The organism is Kitasatospora sp. NPDC058162, from assembly GCF_042884005.1.
Taxonomy (GTDB): domain Bacteria; phylum Actinomycetota; class Actinomycetes; order Streptomycetales; family Streptomycetaceae; genus Kitasatospora.
The window spans coordinates 110,379-137,317 of the sequence record NZ_JBHVUS010000016.1 but is presented as its reverse complement, the minus strand read 5'-3'; the positions used below and the strand labels follow the sequence as shown (position 1 = coordinate 137,317).

Annotated in this window: 18 protein-coding genes and 1 pseudogene; 15 read left to right on the top strand and 4 right to left on the bottom strand. The window is 71.8% G+C overall.

Features of this window, described 5'->3' with window-relative positions:
- The first annotated feature begins 9 nt into the window (after positions 1 to 9).
- The 6 genes from ACFVXG_RS26580 (at position 10) to ACFVXG_RS26555 (ending at position 10,154) form a co-directional block, all read left to right on the top strand.
- Positions 10 to 1,536, top strand: coding sequence for a serine protease (locus tag ACFVXG_RS26580; RefSeq protein WP_387930934.1), 1,527 nt, complete (start codon positions 10 to 12; stop codon positions 1,534 to 1,536).
- On the top strand, positions 1,533 to 2,531 hold the full coding sequence (locus ACFVXG_RS26575) for an AAA family ATPase (RefSeq protein WP_387930933.1): 999 nt from the start codon (positions 1,533 to 1,535) through the stop codon (positions 2,529 to 2,531). The genes ACFVXG_RS26580 and ACFVXG_RS26575 overlap by 4 nt, the downstream gene beginning before the upstream one ends.
- Complete coding sequence (locus ACFVXG_RS26570) at positions 2,528 to 3,571, top strand: hypothetical protein (RefSeq protein WP_387930932.1); 1,044 nt, start codon at positions 2,528 to 2,530, stop codon at positions 3,569 to 3,571. The genes ACFVXG_RS26575 and ACFVXG_RS26570 overlap by 4 nt, the downstream gene beginning before the upstream one ends.
- The gene (locus tag ACFVXG_RS26565) at positions 3,568 to 8,226 is read left to right on the top strand and encodes a hypothetical protein (protein ID WP_387930931.1); all 4,659 of its coding nucleotides are present in this window, start codon (positions 3,568 to 3,570) and stop codon (positions 8,224 to 8,226) included. The genes ACFVXG_RS26570 and ACFVXG_RS26565 overlap by 4 nt, the downstream gene beginning before the upstream one ends.
- Positions 8,227 to 8,696: 470 nt before the next feature.
- Positions 8,697 to 9,509: an inositol monophosphatase family protein gene (locus ACFVXG_RS26560; RefSeq protein WP_387930930.1), complete on the top strand. Its 813-nt coding sequence runs from the start codon at positions 8,697 to 8,699 to the stop codon at positions 9,507 to 9,509.
- Positions 9,510 to 9,845: 336 nt separating this feature from the next.
- Complete coding sequence (locus ACFVXG_RS26555) at positions 9,846 to 10,154, top strand: helix-turn-helix domain-containing protein (protein WP_387930929.1); 309 nt, start codon at positions 9,846 to 9,848, stop codon at positions 10,152 to 10,154.
- 57 nt (positions 10,155 to 10,211) lie between these two features.
- Here ACFVXG_RS26555 and ACFVXG_RS26550 read toward each other — a convergent pair whose 3' ends face one another.
- On the bottom strand, positions 10,212 to 10,865 hold the full coding sequence (locus tag ACFVXG_RS26550) for a hypothetical protein (protein ID WP_387930928.1): 654 nt from the start codon (positions 10,863 to 10,865) through the stop codon (positions 10,212 to 10,214).
- A 552-nt stretch (positions 10,866 to 11,417) separates the two neighbouring features.
- On the opposite strand from ACFVXG_RS26550, the pseudogene ACFVXG_RS26545 reads away from it, so the two are divergent.
- Both ACFVXG_RS26545 and ACFVXG_RS26540 read left to right on the top strand, forming a co-directional pair.
- A pseudogene (locus ACFVXG_RS26545) lies at positions 11,418 to 11,519 on the top strand (transposase domain-containing protein); the annotation flags it as partial.
- Positions 11,520 to 11,644: 125 nt separating this feature from the next.
- Complete coding sequence (locus tag ACFVXG_RS26540) at positions 11,645 to 12,352, top strand: transposase (protein WP_387930927.1); 708 nt, start codon at positions 11,645 to 11,647, stop codon at positions 12,350 to 12,352.
- On the opposite strand, the gene ACFVXG_RS26535 is transcribed toward ACFVXG_RS26540, so the two are convergent.
- Entirely contained in the window at positions 12,316 to 12,714 is a 399-nt protein-coding gene (locus ACFVXG_RS26535; protein WP_387930926.1) for a barstar family protein, read from the bottom strand. The genes ACFVXG_RS26540 and ACFVXG_RS26535 overlap by 37 nt on opposite strands.
- Positions 12,715 to 12,744: 30 nt before the next feature.
- Here ACFVXG_RS26535 and ACFVXG_RS26530 point away from each other — a divergent pair, with 30 nt between their 5' ends.
- The 6 genes from ACFVXG_RS26530 to ACFVXG_RS26505 all read left to right on the top strand — a co-directional run bounded on the left by ACFVXG_RS26530 (position 12,745) and on the right by ACFVXG_RS26505 (position 22,805).
- Positions 12,745 to 12,870 (top strand): hypothetical protein, encoded by a 126-nt coding sequence (locus ACFVXG_RS26530; RefSeq protein ID WP_387930925.1) that lies wholly within the window; start codon positions 12,745 to 12,747, stop codon positions 12,868 to 12,870.
- A 608-nt stretch (positions 12,871 to 13,478) separates the two neighbouring features.
- Entirely contained in the window at positions 13,479 to 14,237 is a 759-nt protein-coding gene (locus tag ACFVXG_RS26525) for a GntR family transcriptional regulator (RefSeq protein ID WP_387930924.1), read from the top strand.
- Between the two features lie 70 nt (positions 14,238 to 14,307).
- Positions 14,308 to 15,984, top strand: a complete 1,677-nt coding sequence (locus ACFVXG_RS26520; RefSeq protein WP_387930923.1) for an allantoin permease — start codon at positions 14,308 to 14,310, stop codon at positions 15,982 to 15,984.
- 61 nt (positions 15,985 to 16,045) lie between these two features.
- Complete coding sequence (uca, locus tag ACFVXG_RS26515) at positions 16,046 to 19,675, top strand: urea carboxylase (protein ID WP_387930922.1); 3,630 nt, start codon at positions 16,046 to 16,048, stop codon at positions 19,673 to 19,675.
- Complete coding sequence (gene atzF, locus ACFVXG_RS26510) at positions 19,672 to 21,387, top strand: allophanate hydrolase (RefSeq protein ID WP_387930921.1); 1,716 nt, start codon at positions 19,672 to 19,674, stop codon at positions 21,385 to 21,387. The genes uca and atzF overlap by 4 nt, the downstream gene beginning before the upstream one ends.
- A 23-nt stretch (positions 21,388 to 21,410) precedes the next feature.
- Positions 21,411 to 22,805: a cation:dicarboxylate symporter family transporter gene (locus ACFVXG_RS26505; RefSeq protein ID WP_387930920.1), complete on the top strand. Its 1,395-nt coding sequence runs from the start codon at positions 21,411 to 21,413 to the stop codon at positions 22,803 to 22,805.
- A gap of 171 nt (positions 22,806 to 22,976) precedes the next feature.
- Here ACFVXG_RS26505 and ACFVXG_RS26500 read toward each other — a convergent pair whose 3' ends face one another.
- Both ACFVXG_RS26500 and ACFVXG_RS26495 read right to left on the bottom strand, forming a co-directional pair.
- Positions 22,977 to 23,546 (bottom strand): hypothetical protein, encoded by a 570-nt coding sequence (locus tag ACFVXG_RS26500; RefSeq protein WP_387930919.1) that lies wholly within the window; start codon positions 23,544 to 23,546, stop codon positions 22,977 to 22,979.
- A gap of 143 nt (positions 23,547 to 23,689) precedes the next feature.
- Positions 23,690 to 25,225: an RICIN domain-containing protein gene (locus ACFVXG_RS26495; protein ID WP_387930918.1), complete on the bottom strand. Its 1,536-nt coding sequence runs from the start codon at positions 25,223 to 25,225 to the stop codon at positions 23,690 to 23,692.
- Positions 25,226 to 25,560: 335 nt separating this feature from the next.
- On the opposite strand from ACFVXG_RS26495, the gene ACFVXG_RS26490 reads away from it, so the two are divergent.
- Positions 25,561 to 26,919, top strand: coding sequence for a PHB depolymerase family esterase (locus ACFVXG_RS26490; protein ID WP_387930917.1), 1,359 nt, complete (start codon positions 25,561 to 25,563; stop codon positions 26,917 to 26,919).
- The last annotated feature ends 20 nt before the right edge of the window (positions 26,920 to 26,939 follow it).

The window sequence follows — 26,939 nt, the reverse complement described above, 5'->3', positions numbered from 1 at the left end:
GCGCCACTCGTGGAACCGCAGTACCGCAGCAAGCGTGACGACCATCGCGGGGCTCTGCTGGCCGCGACGGTGCGGGTCTCCGCGCGCCGCGCGGACGGAACGGAGAAGAAGACCGGCACGGGGTTCTTCGTCACCGACAACTGGGTGCTGACCGCCGCACACGTCGTCCCGCCGAACACCGAGGCCTACGTGCTCTGGGAAGGCTGGGAGCTCCCCGCGCAGGTGCTCGAACGGAAACCGCAGAACGTGACGTCCAACTACGAGACCCCCGATGTCGCCCTGCTCAGCGTGGGGACGGACGACGAGCCGGTGCCCAAGCACGGCTGCATCGAACTGCTCGATCTCGAGCCGGCCCTCGACGACGAGCTGTTCGCCTACGGCTGGCCGCTGGTCGAGGGCGGGCCCATGCAGGAGGGCATGGTGATGCGGTACGACAGCACGCGAACGCCTGGGGGTGGCCCGCGGCTCTTCCTGACCAAGGGCCACCACGTGCAGCCAGGCTCCAGCGGGGCCGCGGCCATCCACCTGGACCGCGGCGTCGTGGTCGGCATCATCAAGCTCACCCGCGCCCGCGACTGGGACGGCGGCGCGGTCCTGCTGCCCACCGAAGCCGTCCTCGGTGCCTTCCCCGACTACGAGCTCGCGGGGCGGAACCGCGAGGCCACGGCAACGGTCGACAGCCGCGAGGCGCTGCACCGGCGGTTCGGCCGCGTCCTCACCCGGATCACGGACGCGCTCGCCGCAGCGAAGCCCGAGTGGCGCCGGAGCACGCTGGAGGTGCTGGAAGGTGTGTACCCGCCGGCCGTCTCCGCCGAGGACCTGGCCCTGAAACTCATAGACCTCCAGCTGCAGCAGCTCCGGGACCCGCTCAAGCACCTGGCCGAAATCAATGTCAAGGGGAAGGGCGTTCCCGTCCGACGGCTCCTCGATGCCACGGCCTGCTGCGCCTGGGTGCGGGAACGGCCGTGGGTCGAGCCGCACGGCGCGGCCCTGCTCGCCAAGGAGCGCAGGGCCGAGAACCCGCGGATCGTCCACGTGCCCTGCACGAACCGGCTGACCGGGGAGATGTACGTCGGCCGCGCGGCTTCGCAGGGCGACTGGGAGGTCGTGGCACTCATCACGCCCGACGCCGAGGGCGACACCGAGACCGACCCCGGGACAGGGCTGCCGGCGCGACTGCTGCACTCGATCCGGGCGGAGCTGCTCACCCGTCTGACCCCCGTCGACAGCGACGACAGGGCGGAGGTTCTGGAGATGTGGGAACGCAGGCGCGATGACGCCCTCGCCCAGGCCGATGAGCTACTCCTGCTGCTGCCCACGGGGGCGGCCAGCCAGGACGAGGGACTGCTGCGCGGGCTGCGGCAGGAGTTCCCGGGCTGCACGTTCGCGATCTTCGCCTCGAGCCTGACACCCGGGCCGAGCGGCTTCCCAGGCCTGGTACACCTGCCCGCGTCGCTGCCGTCCGAGGACGAGGAACGCGCGGCGCTGTGGTACTGCGACATGAAGTACCAGCTCAAGAAGGCGGCGAAGAGATGACCGGGGAGCAGGACTACCGACGCGTCTTCGATCCGCCGTTGCAGCCCCCCACCCCAGCGGCCGGCGAACCGAGCGGCGACCGGATCGGCGACCGGACCATGGACCAGGTCTACGTCTACGACGACGACATCGTGCTCGCCGTGAACGTCGCGCTGGCGACCGGACGCCCCCTGCTGGTCCGCGGGCTCCCCGGCACCGGGAAGTCCTCCCTGGCCCCGAACGTCGCCCGGCACCTGGGGCGTCGCTTCTACCGCACGACCGTCTCCTCCCGCACCCGGGCCAGGGACCTCCTGTGGACCGTCGACGAGGTGGCCCGGCTCTCCGACGCCTCGACCGGGCACGCCGGGCCCCGCCCTCACTACGTGGTGCCGGGTGTCCTCTGGTGGGCCTTCGAGCCGGACTCGGCCCGACACCGGGGCCTCGGACCCACCGCTCGCGCTGGGCGGCGCCGGGGCGGAGCGGGGCCCCGGGGGCGCACCGTGCTGCCGGATCCCAACGAGGGCACACCCGGCGCCGCCGAGGCCGTCGTCCTGCTGGACGAGATCGACAAGGCGGATCCGGACGTCCCCAACGACCTCCTGGAGCCGCTCGGCTCGTACTGCTTCCGCCGCGAGGACGGCCCGCTCGTCGAGGCGACGACGGCTCCGCTGGTCGTGCTCACCACCAACGAGGAACGCGATCTCCCCAAGGCCTTCCTGCGGCGCTGCGTCGTCCTCGAACTGAAACAGCCCACCCCCGAGCGGCTCGACGACATCGCCCGTGCGCACTTCCCGGACCGGCGCGCGGACGAGGGTCTCTTCTCGGACGTGCTGCTCTCCATGCCCGGCATCGGGGACGGCGGGCCTGCCCCGGAAAAGGAGCTGCCGGTCAGCATCGCCGAGTACCTGGACGCCATCGCGGCGTCGATCGGCACCGGCATCCGGCCGGGAGACGAGCTCTGGGGGCGTGTCGTCGCCGCCATCGGACAGAAGCACTCCGGGTTGGACCAGCCATGACCGGGCCACCCCCCACCGATCGGCCCCGCACCCCGGCGCGGCGCCCGCCGAACGCGTTGGGAGACCTGGTGCGCGTCGCCGCCCAGCTGCGTCCCGGCACACCGGGCGTCCTGGCCCGGGCCGCCGCGCTGCTCGGCCTCGGCCCCGAAGTCCCCGCACCCGAACCACCCGAGTCCCCTCTTCCCTGGCTGCCCCCGCCCGAGCCGGCGCCGACGCAGGCCCCCACCGGCCGCAGGAGGAGCAGGCGCGACACCGAGGACGGCTCGGCGGTCCGGGTGGCCGGCGACGACCCCCGGCCAACCCGCTCGATCGCCGCCGAGCAGCTGCCCGCCTCGCCCCTGCCACCCCGGCAGATCCGGAAGTCGGTGACCGAGCTGCTCGCGGAGCTGGCACCCGGTGAACTGTCGGCCGTGGCCCGGCTGGAGGCCGAGCTGTTCCGGGCCGGTCACCAGCGGGCGATCATCGCCGAACTCGCCGCCGTCGAACGGCCCGGCGCGGAGATCGACATCCCTCACACCCTCGACTATCTGACGAACCGTCAGCCGATCCGGGAGATCCCGTTCATCACGACCAGGACCCCCCGGGCCGGCCTGGACCTGCTGTTGGACATGGGCCCGTCGATGCGCCCGTTCCTCCGGGATCTGCGCCTGCTGGTCGGGCGGACCAGGCGGGTCGTCGGACAGGACGACGTCACCGCGATGCGGTTCTCCGACACGCCGAACACGGTGATTCCGCTGCCGGACGGGAAGGGCGAGAAGCCGTACCAGCCGCCGCAGCCTCCCCGCGCCGTGCTCGTCGCGACCGACCTGGGGATCGCCACGGACACCGCCCCCGACGCCTACGAGGAGTGGTCCGCCTTCGCCCGGACGGTGCACTCGGCAGGCTGCCCTCTGATCCTCCTGGTGCCCTATCCGCCCGACCGACGGCCCGACTGGACCGCCCACCGCTTCGCCGTCGTCACCTGGGACCGAGCCACCGAAGTGGGCCAGGCACGCCGGGCCGCCCACCGCGCGGCCGCACTGCTGCGGAGCCCCCGATGACCACGGCCGCGCGGATCGCCGAGCTGCGCCGGGCCAGCCCCTCCGCGGCCGACCTGGCCCTGACCTGCTCACTGGCCGTACGGGTGGAGCCGGCACTGCTGCGCAGCCTGCGACTGCTGCTCCCCGGCGCCGGTGCGGACGCCGAAGCCGACCTCTACTTCAGCGACCTGGTGGCCGCCCGGGACGTCACCGCGATCGCGCTGGACCCGCCGGTGGCCCGCCTGCTGCGCCGCGAACTCGCGGCGCCCGCCCACGCCCGGCTGCTGGACGAGGCATGGCGGCTCCTGCGCACGGCACACCGCGACGCGCACTGGTCGCTCCGGCTGGAGGAACGGCTGAACCACCTCGATGCCACCCGACCGCCCGACGCGCGAGAGCAGATCGAGGAGCTGGTGCTCGCCGGCGTGGCCGAACTGGCCCGGCAGACGACCCGGCCCCAGGACCGGAGGAACACCGCCCGCTGGCTGCTGGGCGCCCTCACTCGGTTCCCCACCGAGATCGCCGCGACACCGGCGTCCCGGGCCGCGCGGGTCGCCGCCGGGGCCCTGCTGGACGGCCGGGCCGGGGACGTCAGCGACCGTCTGACCCCGGAGGAGGGCGAGGCGTGGCTGCCCTGGCTGCTCGACGCCCTGCCGACCACCGTTCTGTACGTCGAGCTGCTCGACGGGGCGGTGGTGCTCGGCGCGACCGGCAGCGCGACCAGCCCGGACGCGCTCCTGCTGGAGGGGGTGCCGCAGACCGACCCCCTGGTGGTCGAGGTGCGCTGGCAGGACGGCGCACGGGCCAGAAGCGTCCGGGTGGGCGTCACCCCCGGTGTCCCCGTACGGGTGGAGACCGGGACCTCTGCGGTCACCCTGGCATTCCTGTCGGGATTGGCGTACCGCCTCCAACCCGCCTATCGGACGGCCGGGTTCGACGAACCGTGGCACGCGGCCGTCAAGGCGCGACTGCGGCCCTGCCTCGCCCGGACGACGGAGCTGGCGGACCTGCGCCTGGCGCTGATGGGAGCGGTCTTCGGCCTGTCCTGGATCGTGGTGTGGGGGCCGCCCGGCTGCGGGAAGTCGACGGTGATGGTCGCCGCCACCGACGAACTGCGGGCCCTGGGCACCACGGTGATCGAGCACTTCTACGGTACGGGGCCGCCCGAACGCGACGAACCGGGTCGCGTCACGGCTTCACTGCTGGCCCAACTCCGCGCGGAGTACCCGGACTTCGATGAAGACCTGGTCGCGGGACCGGGGTCCGACCCGGCCGACCTCGGAAAGCGCCTGCGCAGGATGGCGGCCTCGGGGGCGTTCCATGCCCGTCCGCTGGTGATCATGCTCGACGGTCTGGTGGAGGACGAGCACCGCCGGCTGGGCTTCGGGCCGCCGCTGCCCGTGCCCGAGGAACTCCCCCGCGGGGTGCGCCGCCTGGTGGGGGTGCGGACCGCGAGCCGGTCCTGGACCCTTCCGGACGTCGGGCGAGGGGCCGAGGTGATCCACCTCGTCCCCCTCGCCTCGGCCGGCGACCAGGAGGTCTGCCGGGCCATGCTCGCGCGCGACCGCGCCGAGGTCGACCGGGCGCTCGCCGTCCCGCTCGGCGACGACGGTCGGGAACTCATCGAGCTGGTGGACGCACTGCCGGGCCGGCTCGACCGGCTGCTCGGGTGGCTGCGACGCCGCCCCGCCGAATCGGTCGAGGTCGACGACATCCCACCCTCCCTGACCACGCGCTGGTCATCCCAACTCTCCTTCCTCAGCACATACTTCGACTTCGATCCGACGGGGTGGCTGCTGGTGCTCGCGGCTGCCGACGGACGCAACACCTGGGCCGACTGCACCTGGTCGTCCCGCCTTCCCCGGGAACCGGATGCGTGGCAGCAGTTCAAGGGCGCGTGCACGGAGACCCACCTCGTCGAACCGTCGGCGTTCGACGAGGTGGTCCACCTCACCGACCCCTCGGTCGGGGAGCGGCTCCGGGAACTCGACGCCGACGGCACCGGAGTGTGGATCGCCCACACGCGCCTGGCCGACCTCACCCCCGGGCCCCCGACGCCGCTCGCCGTCGAACTCGCCTCGCGAACGAGGCGGGCGGCAGCCGTCCACCACTTCCTGGAGGCCGACAGACCCTTGACCGCCGTCAGCCTCTGCCTCAACCTCAGGTACCTGCGGGCCCGCTACGCCGACGATCCCACCGGCCTCACGGCCGATCTCGCCGAGGTGGCCGACCGGACCGGCAATCCGGCCGTCGCCCATGTCCGCCAGGCCGTCCACGCACTGGCCACGGCGCAGACACCGCCCGCCGTCTTCGCCACACGCCTGTACGACCGGCTGCGCGCCCAGGCGCCCCCAGCGGGCTGGTTCGACGAGCTCTTCACGGAGAGCCTGGCGCGGCCGCCGCTCCGCGTCTCCCACCTCCTCACCGAACAGCAGATCGCACGAGTATCCGTCCCGGTCCGGTACGAGGACGACCGCTACCTCGCCGCCGCCCTGCTGGACGCCGACGGCAGTCTCGTCCTGCTGACCCCGACCACGGCGCAGCGCCCCGACCCCCGGGTCACGCAGGAGGTGTCCGGCGGCCCGTTGCGGGGGGCGGTGGCCGGCCCGGGCGATCGCATCGTCGCCTGGAGCGATCACGAGGTCATCGCGGTGGCCCTCGACGGGCCCTCGAAGTTGAACATCACCACCCTCGGACGGCTCGCCCTGACGGTGGACTTCGCCGCCGCGACCACGGCCGGCGCGGTCATGGCCGCCGCCGACGGCACGGTGCAGTACTTCCCCTCGGCCGGGTCGGGGCGAAGCCGGCTGCTGACCGGCCACGGCGCGCGAGTCACCGCCGCCACGGGGCACCAGGCGCTGCTCACCGCGGGCGAGGACGGCACCGTCCGGCTCTGGGACGCAGACCGCGACCAGGCACGCGTGTTCACGGACGGCCGGGGTGCTGTCCGCTGCGTCGAACTTGTCGACACCGGGGTCGGCTTCGTCACGGGCGGCGACGACGGGTGGGTCCGGTGGTGGGACCCGAGGGTTGCGGGGCGCTCCCCCGTCGTCCGCCGGTCCGGTCACGAGGGGCCCGTCCTGGCCCTCACCGAACTGCGGGACGGACGGGTGGTCTCCGCCTCGGCCGACGGCACGCTGCGCGTCTGGGGCGGGAGCGGCGGCGACGCCCAGGTGCTCACCGGCCACGAGGAGGCGGTGACGGGCTGCCGCGAGACGTCCCACGGAATCCTCTCCTGGAGCGCCGACGGCACGGTACGGCATTGGCCGTCGGACGGTGGTCCGGCCTGGCAGGTCGTGCGCGGCTTCCCCGGCGGGATCCGGTCGGCCAGCGTGGCAGGCAATGAGTACGCGGTGCTGTGCGGCGACGGCTCGGTCGAGCTCCGGGCCCTGTCGTCCGCACCCCGATCGCCCCGCGAGGGCCTCGGCTGCCTGGCCATCGCGGGAGACCGCGCGCTGGCCGGGCAGGGCCCGACGTTGATGATCGTGAATCGGAACGGCTCCGCCGAGGGGCTCGAGATGCCGGGGTACCGGCCGGCTGCCATGTCGGTCTCGACCGACGGGCTGTGGTCCTCCGTGCTGGACACCGACGGGCGCGTCCACATGGGCAGCCCGGAACGCGACAGGACCATCGGTGTGCCGGAGTGGCTCCGGGAAACCGACCTGGCGAGGGTGGAACGGCTCACCTGGCTGCCGAACAGGATACTCGCGACGTCGTTGGGCCGACAGCTGCGGCTGACCGGCGAGACGACGGCCGAGGTGGAACTCCCGTCCCGCATCACGGCGCTTGCCCCCGTGGGCCGCATGGTCGCCGCCGGGACCGAGGCCGGCCACGTCCACCTGTTCTACCCCGGGACGGCCCAACAGGTCCGTGCCCTCCCCGGCGGCCCCGGCCCGGTCAACGCCATGACGACTGTCGACGGCATGCGAGTGGCCACCGGAACCGCCGACGGCACGATCCGGCTCCTGCCCCTCGACTCCCCCACCGGGCCCACCGAGCTGCTGCTCGGCCATGCGGGCGCGGTCACCGCGCTCGCGGGCGTGGGCAGCCGACTGGTCTCCGGGGGCGCGGACGGCCGACTCCTGCTCTGGCACCCTGGGACGCCGGACCCGATCCACACCGTCGTCCTCGACGGCGAGGTCACCGCGCTGGCGGCCGGGGACAGCTGGCTGGCCGCCCGCGACGGCACCGGGAACCTGTGGCTCCTCGAACTGGACGAGCCCGGCTCCCTTCCGCCGGGCAAGGTCGCCGAGCTCCGCGCCGCCCGCGGGCCCCTGGACGAACGGGCCCTGCTCGAGCGGCTGGCGCCCGACCGACACGTCACGGCGGCGTTCCTCCTCCTCGCGCACACCGCGACCGAACTGTCCGCGGTCACCGCGCGAGCCGGGGACACCGGCCTCCCGATCGACCTGTGGTTGGCTCCCGCGACCGCCGGACCACCGCGGCCCACCGACCGGGACCCGGGCGGCCGGCTGCGGCTGCCGCTGTGGCTCCGGCCCGGCGAGGCGATCCGACTCTGGGCCCTGTCCGCAGCGGAACCGGTCACCCCGGCCGTGGTAGATTGCCTGATCTCATCGCCTCAACTCGACGGTACTACAACGACCCTGACCTTCCATCAAGGCCAACCGGCCACTCCGCCGCCGTCAGGCGAGTCGCCCTCCATCACCCCTGCTTGACGGACCGGCACCCACCCCCGGAATCACAGCGGCACGACCAGCCCGACGCCCTCGGCCGCGACGGCGTACTCGAGAACGCCGCCTCGTCCCGCGCGCTGTCGTGGGTGCGGCTGAAGACCTGGAACAGCAGCAGGATTCGCCGGCGACCGAAGTGGCGCGGGAACCTGCGGCGATACGGCCGGGCGAATTTCCGTTCGGGGCCCGCTCCGTCGGTTCGTCAGAGGATCTGGATGGAGCTGATCTTAGTGGTCGGCACTCGAAGTCCTTCGGGGGTTGATCATGTGGCCCGGGCGGCGGAGGATTCTGGGTGTTGGTCGGTGAGTGTGTGCCGGTCGAGTCGGGCCAGCAGATCATCCAGGTCGGAGGTGGCGAACCTCCATTGGAACGGCTGTGCCATGGCGTTGTAGCGGTCTTCCGCCTGCGGGGCTCCGCTGGCCTCGCCGTATGGATCTCTCTACACTCCCGTACGTATGAGATCGATCAACGAGCTGCAACTTGCGCACCAGTTGGCAGACACTGCTGACGGAATTTCCCTTCGTCACTTTTCGGCGGGTGCAGTGCCGACGACGATCAAGCCCGACGGCAGCCCTGTCACTGTGGCCGATCACGAGGTCGAGCAGGCGATTCGCAGCCTTCTCAATGACGCCCGCCCGCACGACACCTTCCTCGGAGAGGAGTCCGGCGCCTATGGGGCGTCAGCTCGGCGCTGGGTGATCGATCCGATTGACGGGACCAGCAACTTTGCTGCGGGGGATCCCTGCTGGAGCACCCTGATCGCCGCTGATGATGGCGGCGAGGTCTTCACCGGCATCGTCTCCGCGCCGGCGATGCAGCGACGCTGGTGGGCGACACGGGCATCGGGGGCGTGGACCGGCACCTGCCTCGACGGGCGTCTCGGTCCCGGCGAGGCTCTTGCTGTGACCTCAACCGCAACCCTTGACCAGGCCATGGTGGCAATCTGGCCCCCCACCAGCCAGCTCACTCCGCAGCATCAGGCCGCAGGTGCCAGGGTGGTAGCCGCTTGCGCCAAGGGGGGATCGCTGTCGGACTGGGACGGAGTCTGCCACGGTGCGCTGCTGGTCGCGGCGGGCGTCGTGGACGTCTTTCTCCACCTGAAGGCCGGCCCTTGGGATATCGCTGCCGTGGTCCCGATCGTGGAGGAGGCCGGAGGCAGATTCAGCGACCTGGATGGTGACCGCGGTATCTCCACGGGCGCGGCCCTGTTCACCAACGGTCGCGTGCACGATGAGGTCCTCGAACTCGTCAGAGCTGATCGGGGCTGACGGACCCTCACCACTCGATCGCGATGGAGCTGACGCCGATCCCCGAGTCCCGGCCTGTGGGGACCGGGCACACTCCGGGGCCGTACCTGCGACTGCGATCGCGCCCGGTCCTCCGGATGGACGTTGTTCACGAGGTCTGCCCGGATACGGCAGCCAGCGGACCGTCTTGATCCACTTCTCGTGATCGGCCTGCCGCCGTCCCGATCGTGCTGACCGCCGCCGAGCGCCACCGGCTGAAGAAGGCGGCCTACGGTCACAAGACCGCCTACCCGGGCCGAATGCGCGCGCAGGTCGTGCTTGATCGGGAGATGCACCGGTCACCGTACAGACCCCGCCATGGCCGAGGTCGAGCGCGAGTTCATCCACGAGCACACCCTGATCGGACTCGACACCGCCGCGGCGAACGGAAAGCACGGCGGCCGGCCACCGGCACTCGATGACGACCAGCTCGCCGTCGCGCTCCGACGACGCGACGCGAGCAAGCCCATCACAGCCATCGCCCGGCATCACGGTATCGGCCGCTCCACGCTCTACCGCGCCCTCGCCGCTCCCCCAACGACGAGTCCGGCCGGGGCCTCGAACTCGTCGCAGCCCTCGCCACCTCCTGGGGCGCGCACCCGCGCGGCGAGGGCCACATCGGCATGACCACCTGGTGCGAACTCGCCCTCCCCGCCCCCGCCAACCCCCACGGCGACCGACCGACTACTTCACGGGCCTGGCCAACTCCCGTGCCAGCGACACCGCGTCAGGGAACTCCCCTGACTTGCCGGAGTTGACCAGGAGCTCCAGCACTCGGTCGCCGATGCGGACGAGGATCGTCTCGGTGCCCAGGTAGCCCCCCTCCGGGAGCATCTTGAAGTCCAGCGCCTCGTCGCCCAGTCCGGCCACCGGCTTGGCGACGAGGCGTATCTCGATATCGCTGTGGCCCTGGCCCGTGCCCTTCTCGGTGAACGACGGGCAGCGCGCCGCGAAGTCCCTGATCACACCCAGCTGCTTCGCCGCGTCGCCGGCGCGGAAGGAGGCCACGGTCACCACGGCGGCGTGCTCGCCGTCGGTGGACCTTATGTCCTGGCGGGCGTACGCCGCGTAGCCGTCCAGCACCGTCAGGTTGTTCATGACGCTGCACGGCGCCGTGGGGCCCAACCCCGTGGTGGCGGAGAGCACCTGCTTTCCGCTGTCCGACGGGGTGCTGGGGCCGTACTTGCTCTTGAGGGTCCAACCCGACGGGACGGTCTCCTCGGTGGGCAGATACGCCCTGAGGGAGCCCCCGAGGACGATCGACGGATCCACGACCGGGGCGGTCAGGGTGGGCGTCGGGGCCGGCAGGATGGGGTACCGGGTCGGGAAGTCCGTCACGGTCACCTTGACTGTCGGGGCGACGGGTATCGCCTCCGTCGGGCCGACCGCCTTCGGTGAACCTTCACTGGAACACCCGGCCACGGCGGCCAGAGCGAGCAGGACCCCCGCCATCACCGGAACTCGCACCCTGGCCATGGTGAACCTCGCTTCCTTCGAACTGACATGACAGATGGTCACCAACGCTACCGTGCCGACGCCAACCGCTGCTCGGCCTTCCGTTGCCCCTCATGCCCGCGCGAGAAGTCGGACCGGCCGACTTCTCGCGCTCCTCCGGGCGTCCCCGTCCCCCTCGCCTTCGGGCCCTGCCTCAGACAATCCGATGTCATGAGGCTGATGACTGCAACACCGTTGCAATTACGTGTGAGGACGCAGGTCAAGGGGCTGAACGAGGCAACGGGACGCCTGTAGATCAACAATCGGCGACGAGAGTCGATCAAGCACAGGGGTCCCGTTGCGGGAGAAGTCTGCCATCACCCGCGCCATCGAGACAGCCGCAGGTGTCCATGCGCCTGGGCATCTGGGCGAGCTGACCCGGATCGTGGACTCGCGTTGGTCGACGCGGTGCTGGAGGAGACCGGGGCACGCGAGAAGCGGCTTCGGCTACTGCCGTCCCGGGTCGTGGTGTCCTTTGTTCTGGCCCTGGCCCTGGCCTGTTCGAGCAGTGCTCCTACCGCGCGGTGCGGGGCAAGCTCACCGCAGCCCGTGACGTACTCGTCCCTGTCCGCCCGGCTGCATCGTCGCCGGCCAGAGCCCGACGGCGGGTGGGAGCGGTCCCGTTGCGCCGCCTGTTCGAGGTCCTCGCGGGCCCGGTCGCCGATTGCGGCCAGGCCGGGTCCTTCTACCGCGGGCTGCGGACCGTGGTGCTGGACGGCACGCATCTGCGCGTGCCCGACGACGAGCAGGTCACCTGGCGTTACCCGAAGCGCGTCGGCGGATTGCTGGAGTTCGGTTACCCGCTGCTGCGCCTGCTCGTGGTGGCCGAGTGCGGCACCCGGGCCGTACTCGCCGCCTGCTTCGACCCCGAGGACGAGGGTGAACTTCCCTACGCGCGCCGCCTGCTGAGCTGCCTGGATGCCTCGATGCTGCTCGGCGACGCCGCCTTCGACGCCGTGGAGTTCCTGCGCGAAGTGACCGCGACCGGCGCACGGTTCCTCGTGCGCTCCTCCGCGCGGCGCCAGCGCGTCAAGGCCCACAGCCGCAAGAACCCAACGAGCAAGTACGGGCCGAACGCAGGAAAACACCCGCAAACCGCCCAGACCTACCGCCCAGACCTACACCCTTTCTGTCGAGATCCACGCCATGGAAGACGGACTTGCATCACGCCGTCGCCAGTAAACGCAACGGTGTTGACTTCAACTCGCGTATTCGATCATCTGCCTGCGGCTACTTCGAAGAGCTGTCCCCGCCCAACAGCAGACGCGAGGCGTCACCATTGGTGCCACAGCGCCTACAGCAGCAGCGAATTGAACGATTTGCCAGACTGATCCATCTCGCGCCCCCAGCGTCGACCTGCAGTATTGAGAATCCCGAGAAGGGTCTCGCGATCCTCGGCACACTCCTGCAGCATCAGTGCTGAACGCTCGATGATGATCAGGTAGTGATCAGCGGGCACCCACTTCAAGTCGCGAAGGCAGTCCGAGAGGGCATTCCAGTTCCAGCCGAAGTAGACCGGAAACCTGAGGCGGACACTCATCTGTTCGAAGAGTCCTTGCTCGTTGCCCATCTCGGCACCGTCCAGCCAGGCCACGTAGCTGGTCCCTGAGGGCGGCAAGAGGAACGAGGAGCGCCGGGCATCCTCCTCCAGGTGGTGCACCCAGGGGGCCTCGCCAGTCCAGTAGTGGTTCATGTCCCGTCCGGTTCAGGGTGTCCAGCCTGCATGCGACACGATAGCTGTGTCGCCCTCAACCGCTTCTACTCCGTCGACACCGTCGTCCCGGTGGCCGGCCTGGCGGTCGAATCCATTCCCGTCGCGGTCGAGGGCAGCCTCGTGTGCCCCTCGTGATCCGGCGACCGACTCCGGCTGCACCAGGTGCAAGACCTGGAGGAACGACTGCCAGCAGCGGTTGATGCAGGCCAGGGTGACGCCGGTGCGTGACCACCAGAGCCAGGCCGGCCGGTTCACCCCGCGGCTGGGCAGCTTCTCGACGGTCAGGCGAATCACGGTTGCCCTCGATGACCGACAGCGGCCCGTCGGGGTCCAGCCAGGCGGCCCGACCCAGGACCTGCACCGGCAGGCCGTCGAGCAGGTAGGCGATGCTCGGGCGTCGTAGCCGGCGTTGAGGACGACAAGGATCTCCGGATCGCCGTCGTGCCACTGCCCGGCCTCGATCAACCGGCCGACCACGTCGCGGAGCCGGCCCGTGGTGGCGGCGGGCGGAGCGGCGCCGGGCTGCCGGCTGTACAGCGTCCAGGACCGATCTCCACGACGTCCGCCCGGCTTCCGGCGCGGCAACGAACGAGTACGGCTGGCCGGGGTCGTCCGGTGCTTGGCGTCGCCGCGGCCGTGAGCGATCGGCGGGCCGAGGCGGAGTCGACGGTGAGATTCCGGTAACGAGCCGTTCACGCCGCGCGGACCCTTGGGGAAACAAGCGGTTCCTAGCGTGTCCGCTCATGGATGCAGAGCTGTATACGCCCTCGACCGCCATGTCGGCTGACGCACCAACTGCCGCGCCGATTACTGGAGTTGCGCCCGCGCCCGCACTGCGGGAGACGGTCTACGCGCAGCTCCGCGCGGCCGTGCTCGACGGTGGGTTCGGTGCGCGCGAGCGGCTGGCCGAGGTGCGGCTGGCGGCCCGGTTCGGGGTGTCGCGGACCCCGGTGCGCGAGGCGCTGGCGCGGCTGGCGTCCGACGGGCTGATCGAGCGCGGGGACGGCGGCTTCTTCGTCACCATCCCCAACCTGACGCGGCTGAAGGACTTCTACGAGCTGCGGGTCACCCTGGAACTGCGCGGTGTCGCGCGGGCGATCGAGGACCCGTCCATCAAGCACGACCCGGCGGTCATCACGGCCGAGCTGGACCGCTGGTACGCGATGCGGGAGAACCCGCCGGCGCCCGACCCGCGGTTCGTCGTGCAGGACGAGCGCTTCCACGCCGAGCTCTCCCGCGCCTCCGGCAACCCCGCGCTCACCGATGCCCTGGTGGCGGTCAGCGAGCGCATCCGCCAGGTGCGGATGTACGACTTCCTCACCCAGGACCGGGTCGAGACGACCATCGCCGAGCACATCGAGATCATGGAGCTCGTCCGCGACGGACGCCTCGACGAGGGCTACCGGGCCCTGCACGCCCATGTGGGTGACTCGATGGCCGTGGTGCTGGAACGTGCCCAGCGCGCCATGTCCCAGATGGCTCTGCACGCCGACCGCCTCTGAATCCCCGGCGGTCCCCGGTAGTCACCACCACCCCACACCCAGCACCGCCGCACCCCCGGAAGGGCTGACCATGAGCACCGCCGAGTCACGTCTGACGACGACCACACCACCCGACGCCGCGAAGAGCCAGGCGACGAAGGAGACCCTGGAGGACTACACCCTCCGCTTCGCGCCCCGCAGTTACCGCCGCTGGACCCCGATGGTCGTGGCGACCACCGCGCTCGGCGGCATCGCCTACATGGCCGACTTCTCCATCGGAGCCGGCATCGGCCTGGCCCACGGCACCGGCAACGCGCTGGTGGCGATCGCCGTGGCGGCGGTGGTCATCTTCGTCACCGGCTTCCCGCTCGCCTACTACGGCGCCCGGTACAACATCGACCTCGACCTGATCACCCGCGGCTCCGGCTTCGGCTACTACGGCTCGGTGCTGACCAGCGTCATCTTCGCCAGCTTCACCTTCATCTTCTTCGCCCTCGAGGGCTCGATCATGGCCCAGGGCCTCAAGCTCGGCCTCGGACTGCCCCTGCCGCTCGGCTACGCGGTCTCCACGCTGATGGTGATCCCGCTGGTGATCTACGGTATGAAGGCGCTGAGCAAGCTCCAGGTGTGGACGACACCGGTCTGGCTGGTGCTGATGGTCGCCCCGCTGGTCTACCTGATCGCCGAGGACCCCGGCACCGTCGACCGCTTCCTCTCCTACACCGGCACCGACGGCGGTGGTGGCGTCAACACGGCCTCGGTGCTCCTCGGCGCCGGAGTCTGCCTGTCCCTGATCGCGCAGATCGGCGAGCAGATCGACTACCTGCGCTTCATGCCGCCCAAGACCGAGGCCAACAAGCGCAGTTGGTGGACCGCCGTGATCATGGCCGGCCCCGGCTGGGTGGTCCTCGGCGCCCTGAAGCAGGCCATCGGCGTCTTCCTCGCGGTCCACATCCTCACCGAGGTCGGCGCGGCCGCCGCCCCGGAGCCGATCCAGCAGTTCAAGGGCGCCTTCGACGCGATGATGCCGTCCTGGCTAGTCGTCCCGCTCGCCGTGGCCCTCGTCGTGATCAGTCAGATCAAGATCAACGTCACCAACGCCTACTCCGGCTCGCTGGCCTGGACGAACTCCTTCACCCGGGTCACCCGGCATTACCCCGGCCGGATGGTCTTCGTCCTGGTCAACCTCGGCTTCGCGCTCGCCCTGATGGAGGCCGACATGTTCAGCTTCCTCAACAGCATCCTGGGCTTCTACTCGAACTGCGCGATCGCCTGGGTGGTCACCGTCGCCACCGACATCGGCGTCAACAAGTACCTGCTGAAGCTCTCCCCGCTGCAGCCCGAGTTCCGCCGCGGGATGCTGCACGCCGTCAACCCGGTCGGCGTGATGGCCTTCGTCGCCGCCTCGGGCCTGTCGATCGCGATGTACTTCCACGCCCTCGGCGACACCCTCCAGCCGTACTCGCCGGTGGCCGCCGCCGTCATCGCCTTCGTCCTCACCCCGCTGATGGCGGTCGTCACCAAGGGCAGGTACTACCTGCGCCGCTCCGGCGACGGCATCGACGAGCCCCTGCTCGACACCGCGGGCAATCCCAGCGCGGTCACCCTCGACTGCCACGTCTGCCACCAGCCCTACGAGCGCCCCGACCTGACCGCCTGTGCCACCCATGAGGCGATCGTCTGCTCGCTGTGCCTGAGCACCGACAAGGTCGGCGACCACGTGCTGCCCGCAGAGCCGACACGGCCCGCGCAGCCGCTCGCCGTCTGACCCAGATACACCGGCGGCACCTCAACCGCCGCCTCACCGCCCGCTCCCGAGGAGCCGCCCCGTGTTCGACACCCTGCTCGTCGCCAACCGCGGCGAGATCGCCTGCCGCATCCTGCGCAGCGCCCACGCCCTCGGACTGCGCACGGTGGCGGTGTACTCCGACGCCGACAGCACCGCCCCGCACGTCCGGATGGCCGACCAGGCCGTACGGCTCGGCCCGGCCCCCGCCGCCGAGAGCTACCTGCGCGCCGACCTGGTCCTGGAAGCCGCCCTCGCCACCGGCGCGGGGGCGATCCACCCCGGCTACGGCTTCCTGTCCGAGAACGCCTCCTTCGCCGCCGCGGTGGAGGCGGCCGGCCTGGTGTTCATCGGCCCCACCCCGGCCCAGCTGGAGGTCTTCGGCGCCAAGCACACCGCCCGGGCCGCCGCGCTCGCCGCCGGGGTGCCCCTGCTGCCCGGCAGCGGGCTGCTCGCCGACGAGGCGGAGGCGCTGAGCACGGCGGAGGCGATCGGCTACCCGGTGATGCTCAAGGCCACCGGCGGCGGGGGCGGCATCGGCATGCGGGCCTGTGCCGGACCGCAGGAGCTGCGGGAGGCGTTCACCCAGGTCACCCGCCTGGCCCGGGGCAGCTTCGGGGACGGCGGGGTGTTCCTGGAGCGGTACGTCGACGGCGCCCGCCATGTCGAGGTGCAGGTCTTCGGCGACGGCGCCGGCGGGATCGCCGTGCTCGGCGACCGCGACTGCTCGCTCCAGCGCCGCAACCAGAAGGTCCTGGAGGAGGCCCCGGCACCGCACCTCCCCTCCCAGGTCAGATCTCAACTCCACACGACGGCACGGGAGTTGTGCGCGTCGGTCGACTACCGCTCGGCCGGTACCGTGGAGTTCGTCTACGACTCCGCGCGACAGGAGGCGTACTTCCTGGAGGTCAACACCCGCCTCCAGGTCGAGCACCCGGTCACCGAGGAGACCCATGGCGTGGACCTCGTCGCCTGGATGCTGCGCCTGGCCCGCGGCGAGAGCGGTTTTCTCCACGAACCGGTCCCGCGCGGCCACGCGGTGGAGGCCCGGATCTACGCCGAGGACCCCGCCCTCGACCACCGGCCCAGCTCCGGCCTGCTGACCCGGGTCAGCTTCCCCGAGGGCGTCCGCGTGGACGGCTGGGTGGAGACCGGGCAGCTGATATCCACGGCTTACGACCCCATGATCGCCAAGATCATCGCGACCGGCGACGACCGCGCCGAGGCCCTGGACCGCCTCGCCCAGGCCCTGGCCGACACCAGGATCGACGGCGTGGAGACCAACCTCGGCCTGCTCCGCGCGGCCTGCCAGGCGCCCGAGGTGCGGGCCGCCGCGCACACCACCGCCACGCTCGCGGGCATCACCGATCCCCGTCCGCGCATCGACGTCGTGCGCGGCGGCGCGCAGACCACCGTGCAGGACTGGCCCGGGCGCACCGGCTACTGGGAGGTCGGCATCCCGCCCGGCGGTCCGATGGACGACCTCTCCTTCCGCCTCGGGAACACCGCCGTCGGCAACCCCGAGGGCGCGCCGGGCCTGGAGTGCACGCTGGAGGGAGCGGCCCTGCGCTTCTCCCACCCGCAGGTCGTCTGCGTGACCGGCGCACCGGCCGAGGTCCGGGTCGACGGACAGCCCGTCGAGCAGTGGCGGCCAATGGAACTGACGGCAGGTCAGGTGCTGGACGTGGGCACCCCGAAGGGCCCCGGCATGCGGACCTACGTCCTCGTCCGCGGCGGCCTGGACACGCCCGACTACCTCGGCAGCGCCGCCACCTTCACCCTCGGCGCCTTCGGCGGGCACGCCGGACGGGCGCTGCGCGCCGGTGACGTCCTGCGCCCGGCCACGCCCGCCCCCGACGCCCCGGCCCCCTCGGCGGTGCCGGCGGCGGACCGCCCGCACTTCGCCACCCACTGGCGGATCGCCGTCAGCGAAGGCCCGCACCCCGCACCGGACTTCCTCACCCGCGAGGGCCTGCGCACCGTCTACGGGACGGACTGGAAGGTCTCCGCCCAGTCCGCCCGCACCGGCGTACGGCTCATCGGACCGCGCCCCGAATGGGCCCGGCCGGACGGCGGTGAGGCCGGGCTGCACCCCTCCAACGTCCACGACACCGCGTACTCCGTCGGCGCGGTCAACTTCACCGGCGACACGCCCGCCATCCTCGGCCCCGACGGCCCCAGCCTCGGCGGCTTCGCCTGCCCCGTCACCATCGTCCGCGCCGACCGCTGGAAGACCGGACAGCTGCGTCCCGGCGACACCGTGCGCTTCGTCCCCGTCAGCGAGGCGACCGCCGACGCCCTGCGCCGCACCCCCGCCCTGCTCACCCTCCCGACGGACGCCGGCCCGGACGGCGACGACGGCGTCCTCGCCCGCCGCCCGGGCACCGACACCACCCCCGAGGTGACGTACCGGCGCGGCGCCGAGGACAACCTCCTGGTCGAGTACGGTCCGATGACGCTCGACCTGGCGCTGCGGATGCGCGTCCACGCCCTCGCCCAGCACCTGCGCGCACTGCGCCCGTCGGGGCTCATCGACATCACCCCGGGCGTGCGCTCCCTGCACCTGCACACCGATCCCGACGCGCTCCCGCTGCGCACCCTCCTCGGCCTGCTCCAGGAGGCGGAGGACCAGCTCCCCGCGACCGCCGACCTCACCGTCCCCAGCCGGGAGGTCCACCTCCCGCTCTCCTGGGACGACCCCACCGTCCAGGAGGCCATCGCCCGCTACACGGCCTCGGTCCGCGACGACGCGCCCTGGAACCCGTCGAACCTGGAGTTCATCCGCCGCATCAACGGCCTGGACAGCGTCGAGGAGGTACGGGAGGCAGTGTTCGCCGCCCAGTACCTCGTCCTCGGTCTGGGCGACGTCTACCTCGGCGCCCCCGCCGCCACCCCGCTCGACCCGCGCCACCGGCTGGTCACCACCAAGTACAACCCGGCCCGCACCTGGACCGCCGAGGGCGGGGTCGGCATCGGCGGCGCCTACCTGTGCGTCTACGGCATGGAGAGCCCCGGCGGCTACCAGCTCATCGGCCGCACCGTCCCGGTCTGGGGCGGGCTGCGCCCACCGCGCTCCTTCGCGGACGGCGAGCCCTGGCTGCTGCGCTTCTTCGACCGCATCGTCTGGCACCCGGTCAGCCCGGAGGAACTCCTCGACGTCCGCGCCGACCTGGCCGCCGGACGCAGCGCGCTGGACATCCGTCCCGGCACCTTCTCGCTCGGCGAGCACGAGCGGTTCCTGCGCGAGAACGCCGACAGCATCGAGGCCTTTCGCAGCCGCCAGGCGGCCGCCTTCGAGGCGGAGCGCCAGGCGTGGGAGAAGGCGGGCGAGTTCGCGCCGCGCGAGGCGCCCGACGCGGTCGTCCAGGACGCCGCCGCCCTGACCGTCGAGCCGGGCAGCACCCTGGTCGAGGCACCGCTCAGTTCGACCGTGTGGAAGATCGAGGCGCAGCCGGGGGCGCGGGTCGAACCCGGCCAGCCGCTGCTCGTGCTGGAAGCCATGAAGATGGAGGTGGTGGTCCGGGCGTCGGCCGGCGGCGTCGTCACCGACGTCCTCGTCACCCCCGGCCAGCAGATCGACGCGGGCGCCCCGCTGGCCGTCGTCAGGGAAACCGTCGTTGAGAACGTAGTTGAGAACGTAGTCGAGACCGTCGAAGAAGAGGTGTCCGCATGACCCAGGCCCCGACCGTCAGCTGCGCCGAGCGCGTCACCGACGCCTACCGGCGCATCGCCGAAGCCGACCGGCCCGAGGTCTGGATCACCCTGCGCCCGGAGACCAACGTCCTGCTGCAGGCCCGCGAGCTGGACCGGCGCATCGCCGCCGGGGCCGAACTGCCCTTGGCCGGAACACTGGTGGCCGTCAAGGACAACATCGACGTGGCCGGCCTGCCCACCACCGCCGGCTGCCCCGAATACGCCTACACGCCGGGCAGTTCGGCACCCGCCGTACAGCGGCTGGTGGACGCGGGCGCACTCGTCCTCGGCAAGACGAACCTGGACCAGTTCGCCACCGGCCTGGTCGGCACCCGGAGCCCCTACGGCCCCGTCCGCAACGCGCTGCGCCCCGAGAAGATCTCCGGCGGCTCCAGCTCCGGATCGGCGGTCGCCGTCGCCCTGGGCATCGCCGACGTCGCCCTCGGCACCGACACCGCCGGCTCCGGCCGCGTCCCCGCCGCCCTCAACGGCATCGTCGGCATCAAGCCGACCCTCGGGCTCGTCCCCACCACCGGAGTCGTCCCCGCCGCCCGTTCCTACGACGCCGTCACCGTCTTCGCCCGCACCCTCACCGAGGCCCAGCGGGCCCTGGCCGTCATGCTCGGCCCCGACGAGGGCGACCCGCTCAGCCGCAGCTGGCCGGACGACGTCCGCCTGTCGGCCCCGGAGCACCCGCGCGTCGCGATCCCCGGGGACGCGGACCTCGCGCCGCTCTCCCCGGAGGCACGGGCCGCGTTCCACACGGCCGTCAAGCACCTGGAGGCCACCGGCGCCGAGGCCACCGTCATCGACGTCTCACCCCTGTTGCAGGCGGCGAGGCTCCTCTACGACGGCGCGCTCGTCGCCGAACGCTACGCCGCGGTGGGCGAGTTCATCGCCCGTGACCCGTCGGCCGCCGACCCCACGGTGGCCGGGATCATCCTCGCCGCCGCCGAACTGCCCGCCCACGCCCTGGCCACCGACCAGGAACGCCTCGACGGGTTCAAGGGAATCGCCCAGCGCCTGCTGTCCGGCTACGACGCGCTGCTCCTGCCGACCACCACCGAACACCCCGACATCGCCGCCGTCCAGGCCGACCCCGTCACCGTCAACTCCCGCCTGGGCACCTACACCAACTTCGTCAACCTCCTCGACCTCGCCGCGGTCGCCGTCCCGGCCGGCGAGGCCGACGGCAGCCCCTTCGGCGTCAGCGTCATCACCCGTGCCTTCGAGGACCAGCCCGCCCTCGACATCGCCGCCCGACTCACCGGCGAACAGGCCCCGACTCCCCTGCCCGGCACCGGGATCGACCTCGCCGTCTTCGGCGCCCACCTGCGCGGCCAGCCCCTCAACCCGCAGCTCACCGACACCGGCGCGCGCTACGCGGGCGAGGTCACCACTACCGCCGCCTACCGGCTCACCGCGCTGACCACCGTCCCACCGAAGCCCGGCCTGGTCCGGGTCGGCCCGGGCGCCGGAGGCCCGATCGCCGGGGAGCGCTGGACCCTCTCACCCGCCGCCCTCGGCCGCTTCCTGGCCGCCCTGCCCGCTCCCATGTCCCTGGGGCTGATCGAACTCGCCGACGGCAGCTGGGTGTTGGGCTTCCAGTGCGACCCGCACACCGCGTCCACCGGAACGGACATCACCCATCACGGCGACTGGCGCAGCTACCTCGCGACCGGCGCAGCCTGATCATTCCCGGGAAGGGGATTCGCATGACCGAAGCAACCGCGCCTGCCCGAAACCGGGCCGCGACCGTGCTACTGTCACCGTTCGCCCAGGTCATCGCGGCCATCGGGCTCGGGATCGCGGTGGGGAACCTCTGGCCGGGCAGCGCCCACGACCTCAAGCTGATCGGTGACGGCTTCCTCAACGCGATCAGGGCCGTCATCTCGCCGCTGGTCTTCTGCGTCGTGGTGCTGGGGATCGCCAAGGCGGGCGACATCAAGGCCGTCGGCCGGATCGGCGTCAAAGCACTGATCTGGTTCGAGGTCGTCAGCACGATCGCCCTGCTGGTCGGCCTGGCCGCCGGCAACCTCGTCGAACCCGGGCACGGCTTCGCCGGCGGGCACCCCAAGCTCGATGCCGCGGCCGTGGACCAGAAGACCGCGGGCGCTCAACTCCCGGGAGTCGAGGGCTTCCTGCTGAGCCTGGTCCCGACCAGCGCGGTCGGCGCCTTCGCCAACAACCAGCTGCTGCAGGTGCTGGTGCTGGCCGTGCTCTGCGGGACGGCGATCGGACACCTGGGCCACACCCGCACCCCGCTGGTCCTGGAACTGGTCGACCAGGCCGGCCAGGTGGTCTTCCGGGTCGTCGGGTACGTGATGAAGCTCGCGCCCCTCGCCGCCTTCGGCTCCGCCGCCTACCTGATCGGCCAGTACGGGATGTCGGCGCTCTCCTCGTACGGCGCGCTGATCGCCTGCTGCTACGGGGCCGCGCTGCTGTTCGTGGTGGGCCTGGCCGTGCTGCTCAAGGTGTTCACCGGCCTCAGCCTGTGGCGCTTCCTGGTCTACACCCGGTCCGAGTTCTCGCTTGCGGTGGCGACGGCGTCCAGCGAGGTCGTGCTGCCGAGGATGATGCAGAAGCTGCGCGACGCGGGCGCCGGCAAGGCGCCGACCGGGCTGGTGCTGCCGACCGGCTACTCCTTCAACCTCGACGGGGCGTCGATCTACCTCTCCGTGGCCACCCTGTTCATGGCGCAGGCGCTCGACGTGCACCTGTCCGCGGGCCAGCAGGTCACGATCGTGCTGATGCTCATGCTCACCAGCAAGGGCATGGCCGGTGTCCCCGGCTCCGCGTTCCTGGCCCTGTCGGCGACCGTCGCCGCCGTACACGCCTTCCCTCCGGGCGCGGTGGCGCTGCTGCTCGCGGCGGACCGCCTGATGGACACCATGCGCGTGGTCACCAACCTGCTCGGCAACTGCGTCGCGACCTTCGTCGTGGCCCGCTGGGAGGGGCTGCTGGACCTCGGCCGTGCCAAGGCCGCACTGGCCGGGCGGCCGGTGCCGGCCCCGGTTCCGGCTCCCACGGAGCAGGGCGGACGCGACACCGCGGTCGACCTCCCGGAGCTGGGCGCACCCGTCGCCGTGGCCGCGGTCGCGGCCGACTGAGCCACCGGCGTGCACGGCTTCGGTGGGGGGGCACGCCGCCCCTGCGCGCGCGAACCACACGCGATCTCCGCAGAAGCCTCGCACCGGGCCGTGTCGCAAGCGGAGCGGATCTGCATAGGATCCGCAGATCACCCGCCGCGACATGCGGGGACCCACGGAAGATCGAATGAGTTACTGCACGCTCTGCCAACGGCATCTCAACGGCGCGCTCTCCTGCCCCGGCTGCGGGCGGCCGGCAGCGGCGCTCCCCCAGCACGAGCCCGACCGCCCGGCCGTGGAGCCGCCCACGGCACCTCCCGCATCCTCGCGGAGGGCCCGGCGGCGGTCGTCCGGGCGGCGGTCGTCCCGGCGGCGCGGCGCCCGGCTGACCCTGGCCGTGCTCGGCGTGGCGGCGGGCGGACTGGTCACCGCGGTGGTGGCCCTCGGCCAGAGCGATGGTGCGACGGTCCCGCCCACGCCGGACGCTGCGCCGGCGTCCACGTCGGCGGCCGGGCCGTCCACCCCGGGGCATGTGAGCGTTCCCATGACGGCGACGGCCGCGCCGAGCACGGCGAGCCCCACGGCACAGCCGTCGGCCACCAGCGCCCGGCCCACCCCGTCGAGGACGACCGCCACCCCGTCCCGCCAGGCCGCGCCGACCGAGGCGTCCACGCCCCCGCCCACGACGCCCACCGCCGCGCCGCCCACCCGGCACTCGCCGAGCCCGACCACCCCCACGGCGACGGCGACGCCGGCCTGCAATCGGTTCCTCTTCTGGTGCGTCTGACCGGATTCCGGCGCGTCCGGCCGAACGGACCGCGCCGACTGCCACCCACCGAAGGGGGTGGCAGTCGGCGCGTTGCCGTCAGTCGGCCAGCGGCTCAGCCGGTCGGACGTTCAGCCGGTCAGGACAGGGTCCAGCTCTCGCTGCCGGCGCTCGAACTGCCGCCGGTCTCCTGGTCCGCCGCCGCTCCCTTCGTCGTCGAGCCGCCGGTGCCCAGGGTCAGGCCACTGGCCACGTTGACCAGCACGTACTTGCTGCCGGTGAGGCTGCCGGTGAGGTCCAGCGCCCACTGCTGGTTGGCGCCGCCGTTGCAGGTCCACTGCTGCAACGGCGTGCCGGTGGCGGTCGAGTAGCCGGGGACGTCCAGGCACAGCCCGCTGTTGACGCTGGTCAGGGTGTAGACGTTGTCCGCCACCCTGGCGAGCCGCCACTTCTGGTTGGCACCGCCGGTCGAGGGCCACTGGATGGCTGCGCCGCCGTCGTCGGCGGAGGCGCCGGACACGTCCAGCAGCATCGAACTCGCCGCATTGGTGAGGGTGTAGGTGCCGTCGGAGGGGATCCCGCCGCCGGCCGACCAGGTGCCCGCGGCGGTGTCCAGGGACCAACTGGGGTACTGGCCGAGGTTCAGCGTCGTCCCCCGGACGGTCAGCGGGAGCCAGATCAGCTTGGAGCCGCCCAGGTCGTCGACGTTCCAGCGGTCCCCCGCGTAGAGGTACGTGGTGCCCGAACTGCCCTGGACGGTGATGATGTTGGCCGTCTGGCTGGCGTAGGTGTTGGTGCCCGGGGCGGCCACGTCCCGCCACGGGGACCACGGTCCGCTCGGGGACGTCGCGGTGGCGTAGACGTTGTCGTTGAGGTACCAGCCCGACAGGTGGGACCCCATCAGGTAGTAGAGGCCGCCGACCTTCACCATGGCCGGGGACTCGATGCTGCCGCCGCCCAGCAGCGCGACCGAACTGTCCACCGAGAGGTAGTCGGCGGAGAGCCTGTCGATCCGCAGACCGCCGTTGTTGCGGTCCTCGGTCAGCAGGTAGCCGGTGCCGTCGGGTTCCTGGAACAGTCCCAGGTCACGGCTGACGTTGCCGAGCGGCCGGAAGCTGCCCCGGTAGACGTACGGGCCGCAGGGGGTGCTGCTGGTGGCCACCCCGGCCTTGGCCTCGGAGTAGTCGGCGCTGTCGATGTGCACGTACATCACGTACAGGCCGGTCGAAGCGTTGTAGATGACCTTCGGCCGCTCGACGACCCGGTTCGGTCCCAGGTCGCCGCTGCTCTGCTTGGCCAGGGCCACGCCCCGGTAGGTCCAGCTGCCCAGGTCGTCGGAGGTGTAGCAGGGGATGTCCTGGAACGAGGTGTTGGCCGACGTCTGGCCGGTCTTGTCCTCGCCGAAGCCGTACCAGGTGCTCCCCACCTTTTCGATGCCCAGCCCGTGCAGCTGGAGCGGGTTGCCGTTCTGATCGGTGCGGGTGCCGCCCGGGGTGAACGCCACCGGGGCCGAGGCCCCGGCCGCCTGGGCCTGACCCTGCGCCTGCGCCTGCGCCTGCGCCTGGGCGACGGGCAGCAGGACCACGGAGACGGCGCCCACCAGGGCGAGCAGCCCGGCGAGGGCGGTTCGCCACCGGCTGACCGGTCGGCCGGCGCCTGAAGGACTGTGGGACAAGGGGTTCACCTCTCCATGAGGACGGGTTCTCACCGCTGGAGCCACGTCGCCTTCACGGTGAAACTTTCACCCTCGGGATCGAACCGATCGGCCGTATCACCAGGAAGACAGGAGGGAACCCAACCATTCCTTGACAGGTCTCGGCCACTGATGCACCGTCATCAGTCCGCAACACGGCCGAAACAAGAGCCGGAACAGTCGCAAAAGCATCGCGAATGTGAGCGCTCACATTCGCAGGGATGTGAGCGCTCACATCCCTGCGGCGGACCCTTGCCCGCAACCGGGGCACCCACCCCACCGCGACCGCCGTCACCAGCCCGCAGAGGAAGAGGCCCATGCCACGATCCCGGTACCTGAAGTCCCGCCTGCTCGCCGTACTCCTGGCGATCGTCGCCGCGTTCGGCGTGAGCCTGTCCGTCGCACCCCAGGCCGGCGCCGCCTCGTTGACCCGGATCACCGACTTCGGCGACAACCCGACCGGCCTGCAGATGTACGTGTACGTACCGAACGGCGTCAAGGCCAACCCGCCCGTCCTGCTGGCGCTGCACGGCTGCCAGGGCTCCGGGCCCTACCTGTACTCCAGCACCGACTTCGGAGCGCTGGCCGACCGGTACGGATTCATCGTCGTCTACCCCTCGACCAACCCCGGCGGCAGCTGCTGGGACGTCTCCTCCGACCAGGCGCTGAGGCGGGGCGGCGGCAGCGACCCGGTCGGGCTGATGTCGATGATCACCTACACCGAGCAGCACTACGGCGGGAACCGCAACGCCGTGTACGTCACCGGCGAGTCCTCGGGCGGCATGATGACCAACGTCATGCTCGCGGACTACCCGGACGTGTTCAAGGCGGGCTCGGCCTTCATGGGCGTGCCCTACCACTGCTTCTACACGGGCAGCGTGCGCGGCTGGAACGGTCCCTGCGCGGGCGGCCAGGTCTCGATGTCCCCGCAGCAGTGGGGCGACCTGGTGCGCGGTGCCGATCCCGGCTACACCGGACCGCGTCCCCGGGTGCAGCTGTGGCACGGCACCGCCGACCCCATCCTGAACCACCGCGACCTCGGCGAGGAGACCAAGCAGTGGACGAACGTCCTCGGAGTGGGCCAGAACCCGTCGTCGAGTGACACGCCTGCCGCCGACTGGAACCGGGCCCGGTACGCCGACCGCTCCGGCACCACCCAGGTCGAGACCTACAGCATCGCCGGGGCCGGGCACCAACTGCCGATCCAGGGTACGCAGATGGCCGCCACCGCCATCCACTTCATGGGGCTGGACGGCGGCAGCACCGCCCCCAGCGGCGGCACCGGTGCGCTGCGCGCGACAGGTGCGGGCAAGTGCCTGGACGACCCGAACTCCACCGCCACCCCCGGCACCCAACAGCAGGTCTACAGCTGCAGCGGCCAGGCCAACCAGACCTGGACGCACAGCCCGGCGAACGAGCTGACGCTCACGGTCGGCGGCAGCAGCCTGTGCCTGGACGCCGACCACCGGGGCACCGCCAACGGCACCAAGGCGATCGTCTGGTCGTGCAACGGCCAGGACAACCAGCAGTGGAACGTCAACTCCGACGGCACGGTCACGAGCGTCCAGTCCGGCCTGTGCCTGGACGTGACCGGAGGGTCCACCGCCGACGGCGCCCCGGTCCAACTCTGGTCCTGCAACGGCGGCACCAACCAGCAGTGGGCCCTCGGCCAGTAGGCCCCGCCGCGAACCACAGC

Coding starts and splice junctions, on each gene's coding strand:
- ACFVXG_RS26575 (WP_387930933.1), top strand. CDS start 1,533: ATGACCGGGGAGCAGGACTACCGACGCGTCTTCGATCCGCCGTTGCAG.
- ACFVXG_RS26570 (WP_387930932.1), top strand. CDS start 2,528: ATGACCGGGCCACCCCCCACCGATCGGCCCCGCACCCCGGCGCGGCGC.
- ACFVXG_RS26565 (WP_387930931.1), top strand. CDS start 3,568: ATGACCACGGCCGCGCGGATCGCCGAGCTGCGCCGGGCCAGCCCCTCC.
- ACFVXG_RS26560 (WP_387930930.1), top strand. CDS start 8,697: ATGAGATCGATCAACGAGCTGCAACTTGCGCACCAGTTGGCAGACACT.
- ACFVXG_RS26555 (WP_387930929.1), top strand. CDS start 9,846: ATGGCCGAGGTCGAGCGCGAGTTCATCCACGAGCACACCCTGATCGGA.
- ACFVXG_RS26535 (WP_387930926.1), bottom strand. CDS start 12,714: ATGAACCACTACTGGACTGGCGAGGCCCCCTGGGTGCACCACCTGGAG.
- ACFVXG_RS26530 (WP_387930925.1), top strand. CDS start 12,745: ATGCGACACGATAGCTGTGTCGCCCTCAACCGCTTCTACTCCGTCGAC.
- ACFVXG_RS26525 (WP_387930924.1), top strand. CDS start 13,479: ATGGATGCAGAGCTGTATACGCCCTCGACCGCCATGTCGGCTGACGCA.
- ACFVXG_RS26520 (WP_387930923.1), top strand. CDS start 14,308: ATGAGCACCGCCGAGTCACGTCTGACGACGACCACACCACCCGACGCC.
- atzF (WP_387930921.1), top strand. CDS start 19,672: ATGACCCAGGCCCCGACCGTCAGCTGCGCCGAGCGCGTCACCGACGCC.
- ACFVXG_RS26505 (WP_387930920.1), top strand. CDS start 21,411: ATGACCGAAGCAACCGCGCCTGCCCGAAACCGGGCCGCGACCGTGCTA.
- ACFVXG_RS26490 (WP_387930917.1), top strand. CDS start 25,561: ATGCCACGATCCCGGTACCTGAAGTCCCGCCTGCTCGCCGTACTCCTG.